The 4,991-nt window shown below is 37.2% G+C and carries 7 protein-coding genes and 1 pseudogene; 3 read left to right on the top strand and 5 right to left on the bottom strand.

Annotated elements, in window-relative coordinates:
• Positions 1-285: 285 nt before the first annotated feature.
• Complete coding sequence (locus tag FJR11_RS23205; protein ID WP_168508036.1) at positions 286-1,005, top strand: response regulator transcription factor; 720 nt, start codon at positions 286-288, stop codon at positions 1,003-1,005.
• A gap of 241 nt (positions 1,006-1,246) precedes the next feature.
• Here FJR11_RS23205 and FJR11_RS23200 read toward each other — a convergent pair whose 3' ends face one another.
• A complete protein-coding gene (locus FJR11_RS23200) occupies positions 1,247-1,825 on the bottom strand; it encodes a siphovirus Gp157 family protein (RefSeq protein WP_168508034.1) in 579 nt (192 codons plus the stop codon).
• Positions 1,826-1,827: 2 nt separating this feature from the next.
• Positions 1,828-1,989 carry a hypothetical protein gene (locus tag FJR11_RS23195; protein ID WP_254444840.1) on the bottom strand — a complete coding sequence of 54 codons (162 nt, stop codon included), beginning with the start codon at positions 1,987-1,989 and terminating at the stop codon, positions 1,828-1,830.
• 188 nt (positions 1,990-2,177) lie between these two features.
• Between FJR11_RS23195 and FJR11_RS23190 the strand changes: the two genes are divergently transcribed.
• A complete protein-coding gene (locus FJR11_RS23190; RefSeq protein WP_168508030.1) occupies positions 2,178-2,432 on the top strand; it encodes a hypothetical protein in 255 nt (84 codons plus the stop codon).
• A gap of 55 nt (positions 2,433-2,487) precedes the next feature.
• A complete protein-coding gene (locus FJR11_RS23185; RefSeq protein WP_168508028.1) occupies positions 2,488-3,108 on the top strand; it encodes a hypothetical protein in 621 nt (206 codons plus the stop codon).
• Between the two features lie 121 nt (positions 3,109-3,229).
• Here FJR11_RS23185 and FJR11_RS23180 read toward each other — a convergent pair whose 3' ends face one another.
• From FJR11_RS23180 to FJR11_RS23170, 3 genes and pseudogenes are all read right to left on the bottom strand, one after another.
• Positions 3,230-3,724: a DUF3368 domain-containing protein gene (locus FJR11_RS23180; protein ID WP_168508026.1), complete on the bottom strand. Its 495-nt coding sequence runs from the start codon at positions 3,722-3,724 to the stop codon at positions 3,230-3,232.
• The gene (locus FJR11_RS23175; protein WP_168508025.1) at positions 3,721-3,966 is read right to left on the bottom strand and encodes a UPF0175 family protein; all 246 of its coding nucleotides are present in this window, start codon (positions 3,964-3,966) and stop codon (positions 3,721-3,723) included. Before FJR11_RS23175 ends, FJR11_RS23180 begins: the two co-directional genes overlap by 4 nt.
• Before the next feature lie 265 nt (positions 3,967-4,231).
• Positions 4,232-4,991, bottom strand: a pseudogene (locus FJR11_RS23170) (hypothetical protein); the annotation flags it as partial.

The raw sequence follows: 4,991 nt of genomic DNA, 5'->3' as shown, positions 1-4,991 counted from the left end.
AAATCAAGTTGGCTATTTCTTTTCTTTAATGAATCTTAACACTTAAATCGGCTTTCTTCACTAAAACTTTAAATTTTACCTACGTCAATAGGCATATTTTTTGATATAATTTTTTGCTTTATCTATATCAATAGATAGATTTTTTGCTGTTATACCTTATTTTGCCTCCATCAATGGGTAGACTTTGCTAGAATCCTAAAAAATTTAACCGATAGACTGAGCCGTTTGTAGTCAACTATTTCCCACGTTAGAAAGAGTACATTTAGCTAGTTGTTGAGGTAGGTAATGGCAAATATTAGAGCGGTAATTATCGAAGACCACAATTTGACTAGAGTAGGTATCCGTAGTTGTTTGAATGAGCAAAAGAATATTCAAGTGATAGGAGACACAAATACTGCTGCTGCTGGTCTAAAATTGCTTCAGAATACTAAACCAGATATTGCTATTGTTGATATTCGCTTACCAGATATGGATGGGATAACATTGGTGCAGCGGTTTCGACAATCTATGCCACCAGAAACAGCAGCGCAAACGAAGATCATGATGCTCACTTCTTTTGCTCAAGAAAAAATGGTCTTAGCAGCTTTTGCGTCTGGGGCAGATTCTTACTGTGTTAAAACCACTAAGTTTGAGTTGCTATTAGAAGCGCTGTACATGACTTATGAGGGCTATTCGTGGATAGACCCAGTGATAGCTCGTATTGTTCTCAAACATATTCGTCAATTGAAAATAGTTACGGCAAAATTAAATATTGCCCAAACAGTGCCAATTTCTGCAATTGATCCAGAGCAAGCCAGTATTCTAGAAGCAAATCCACTGACTAATCGGGAAATGGAGGTATTGGAACTAATTGTCCAAGGATTCAGCAATCAAGAGATTGCGGATCAACTCTATATCAGCTTAGGAAGCGTAAAAGTATATGTACGCGGTGTTTTAAACAAACTTTTTGCCAGTCACCGCACCCAAGCTGCTGTCATCGCCTTACGGGCAGGTTTATTTGATTAAAATCACTCTTGAATTAGTAGTGAGGGGAGCAACGCCATTTTGTGAAGTGCGAAAACTAAGACCAACAATAGGCTATTTTAAGTTGCGATGGCTATGCCTAGCAAAAGCATTGCAACAAAAAAACCTGGAGTTATTGATAATTTAACCTCGCTCTCACATTTTCGGGTTGCTCCTCCTTGAATTATTGTCTTACCCTATTCCCAACAATAGCTGTATAAGTCCTGATTACCGGAATCAATAACTATGGTAATAGTGAATCTTTGAAGTCTTGAATTGCCGTTGCTGTCAAGGCATAAACAACCCGCCGCTTACGTTCAACATGAGTACCATCCACAGGAATTCCTTTCTTCCAAGCAGCAATAATTGCTTTCTTGTCTGCTGAGTAAACAGTCTTTTCTCTGCGGTATTTTAAAGGCAATTTTTCTGCATCTATAAGTACATCACAACTTGGTGGATTTTCTTTAATTGTGATCCGCAGTGAATTACCAACTATTTGCTCAGGGATAATTCCTGTGGCATTATGTTCTAAAATGGTTTCATCTAATTTCTCTCGCCAGCGTTCTAGTCTTAATAGTGCTGATTGATGCACGGCTTTGAGATGTTCTAGTCGTTGCTTAATAGCTGCTATTTCTGCATCTAGTTGTAATGCCAATTCAGCTTGAATATCAATAGCTTCTGATTGAACTTCTTGAGTTTCCCAAATAGCGGTGATGATAGCAGATTCTTCTTCAGTCGTTTGACAATTAGTTAGTTGTTCCCAAAGATGAGCAGCAGTTTGGGATAGTCCTGCTAAGGATTGTTGAGCGAGTGATAAAACCATGATTACCACTCTCCACAACTTTGATAGTATTCGTGTTCATCTTCAATTTGGTTGAGAATAGCTATCATACCTACATCTAAATTAGTGTCGAGTAGTAAATCTGAAGTAACCTTTTGTGTCACTTGAGGATTTTGCTCAGGAATGGCAATAATTTTAGGTTTCATTGTTGTTATACTTTCTGTTACAATTACTGTTAGTTGTTGCATTGTTTTGGTTACATAACGCCATCAATTTGAGCGCGTTAGCGCATCTATCCATGTTAATATTCAACTAAAACTTAAAGTTTTTGAGTTAAGTTGGTATCAACTATTCATGATTTCGTCAATATCAAAAGTTACATCTGCTACTAAATATGAAACTCATCAAAAAATCTGACAAACTCCTTCAAGAAACACAAATTATAGATAAAACAAAAGAGCCAAATCTGCAAGTTGATTTTATTAATAAAATAGAGGAAATAGCAGTTGAAGAACAGCTAAAACGAGATAAAGAGTATCAAGAGCCTAACTATGTGCCAATGGGTGTTAATCCTGTAATTCTATCTGTTGGCAAGACGGGATGGCAAGTTTCTGATATTTGGAAAGATATTAGATTGGATAGTTTTTAACTATTACTTGATTCCACTGCTTTTTGATTGATAAATTTTTATAAAAAGTGTGGTTATGTCTAGTGGTTATTATCCCGTTATTCTTTATCCACCCTTAGCTAGACGGTTTATTGGTGGTAATCAAGAACAGAAGCATCTCAAAGCTTCGTTTCAAGGATGCGTGGCATTACCAGATGAGAATAGTACAGCCAAGCAAGGTGTGAGTGAAAAGCAGTTTTTTCGGCATTTACTGGCAGCTTTTTCTGGAAATTTGATTTGTCAAGCGGTTGAGTTTGAAATTCCAGGTTATCCTCTCCGCTACTCGGCTGATTTTATCTTTTATCATCAATCATCTGGATTAGCTTTGGATATTGAAATTGATGAACCTTATGCTGGAAATACAGGGAAACCTCACCACTGTATTGATGTTGATGATGATAAAATTCGTAACCGATTTTTCTTGGAACGGAATTGGGGTGTAATCAGGTTTGCAGAAATTCAGGTGGTGCGTCATCCTTGGAATTGTTGTAAGGTTATTGCCCAAACAATTGCTAAGTTAACAGGAGACAATAGTGTGTTTATGCTGCTGCAAAGATTGGCTGATGTACCTTTACAAAAGTGTTGGACAAGGCGTGAAGCTAGGCTAATGGCTAAGAACAATTATCGTCAGTCTTATTTGCCAAAAATGGTAAAATAAAGCCAGATATAACAAAAGTAAAATGGTAATTTTTTATGAACCTGCATTCAAAATGATCGCTCAGAGTCCGGTAATTTTGTTTTACTTGTTCCCAAAAATCCCCCAGTTGCTAAATAATTAATTATTCCCCAGCAGCTTGTAAGATTGTTGTATACAATTGGTCACTCACTCGGAAATCAGCTTGCTCAATTAGTTGATTCATCAAAATTTTTACAGCAGGAATCAACATTTTTCGTTTCGCTTGCAATAGAACTCCTAATAAGCCAGTTATTTGCAAACCATAGCTGGTTGCAACTATCCTACCTCGACGTTCATCCATTAATAGTAAATCCGCTTTCAGTTCCAGAGCTAAAACAATCGCTTCTGCTTCACCCAAATCAATATTTTCTTGGGTTTCTTGAATCAATATTACTCTTTGAGAATCTACAACAGACTGTTTTTGAATCCAAGATAAAGTTTGTACCTCTACAGCACCAGGCACAATTTTACCTGCCCTGACCATTTCATTATAAACGGCTGTGGGAATAACAATCCCAGTGTAAAGTTTTTGCAGTAAGTCTAGCTGATTGATTGCTGCTAAATTAGTAATTGGTGATGTATCACTAACAATAATCACAATAACCCCATTGATTCTAGGGTTTTGAGATCCGATTGAAAATCCTCTATATCATAATTGATACAAAGTCCCCGTAAAGCAAGTTGATGTTGAAACTCAATTACTGTGAGTCCAGTCCAAGCACGAACTTTACCACTACTAATTTTTCCTTGCTGATAAAGCATAATAGCGATTTCTAATTTTAGTTCCCCTTCCGTCATTTTGCTGGCTCGGAGAATATCATCAGGTATTAAGACACTCATAAACAAGTTTACAATTGTAATTTATCTAATTTTAGAATAATTCATAGGGTGATAGATGGAATAGGTAGCGATCGCTCAAAATAATTTCCCCATAAAGCAACCATAAGGTGTTTTATAGCATTTTTAAAACAGCCCATTATGCGGCAATGTACTTCTTTTTAACAAAAAGAAATTGCTCCCACTCCTAAAAAAGAGCAGCAAGCTACATCGCAATATTATATTGCTTTAATCCAACTATAAAAAATCAGGTGGTTTAAGTAGAAACTTAATATTCAGGTTCTACTTTAGCTAAGTACGAAACCAAATACCGCTTAATCTCATCATGAATCTCCTGCGGCAGCACAGATATCAAACAGGCAATTAAAAAAGCTTTAATTTCTATCGTCGCTGCATTCACAGCCCTGGAAAACCCTTGCCAGCCAATATCTTCACTAAATGTGATCACATCTTTAATGATCATTTCTGCCGATTGACCACCCCCTTCACAGTCATACTTAAGCAGAGGTAAATACTCATCAATAAACCACTTCTCCTCACAGGTTAAAACCTCCTGAGAATTATTACTAACCCTATATAGAGAGTTATATAGGAGTAGCAATAATTTTTTAAAGCTGTTCCACCCCCCAAAATACTTCTGAGTAACTTGACTGAGCCACGGTTGAGAAATCCCAGCAGCTTTAGCTAATACCCCCTGACGAACCTTCTGCCAATCTGTCACCCCTTCTGCTACCAGTTGCTTGAATGCCGTTAATATACCCTTGCGTGTCTGCTGGATTTCCGTTCCTGCGGCTGGACAAATATCAACAGCATCAGACTTAATAAACCTAGCATTAGGGTAATAGTCCGCTAAATAGGACAAATCTTTTTCACTAACCACATAATAAGTTACCCGTTCTGTCCTGCGATTAGCTCTAGTTCTACCTACACACTGCACAACCTCAGTCTGAACTAAATGGTTAATTACCTCCTGAAAAGCTTCATGTTCTTTCCCAACACTTCTATCTCCCGTTAAAGTTATATAACCC

This window comes from Anabaena sp. UHCC 0187 (genome assembly GCF_009712035.1).
GTDB lineage: Bacteria > Cyanobacteriota > Cyanobacteriia > Cyanobacteriales > Nostocaceae > Dolichospermum.
Note: the sequence above shows the minus strand (reverse complement) of the source record. Positions and strands in the feature narration are given on the sequence as shown.

Excerpts from the sequence above, each read along its gene's own strand:
- FJR11_RS23205 (WP_168508036.1), top strand. The coding sequence starts at position 286 with ATGGCAAATATTAGAGCGGTAATTATCGAAGACCACAATTTGACTAGA.
- FJR11_RS23200 (WP_168508034.1), bottom strand. The coding sequence starts at position 1,825 with ATGGTTTTATCACTCGCTCAACAATCCTTAGCAGGACTATCCCAAACT.
- FJR11_RS23195 (WP_254444840.1), bottom strand. The coding sequence starts at position 1,989 with ATGAAACCTAAAATTATTGCCATTCCTGAGCAAAATCCTCAAGTGACA.
- FJR11_RS23190 (WP_168508030.1), top strand. The coding sequence starts at position 2,178 with ATGAAACTCATCAAAAAATCTGACAAACTCCTTCAAGAAACACAAATT.
- FJR11_RS23185 (WP_168508028.1), top strand. The coding sequence starts at position 2,488 with ATGTCTAGTGGTTATTATCCCGTTATTCTTTATCCACCCTTAGCTAGA.
- FJR11_RS23175 (WP_168508025.1), bottom strand. The coding sequence starts at position 3,966 with ATGAGTGTCTTAATACCTGATGATATTCTCCGAGCCAGCAAAATGACG.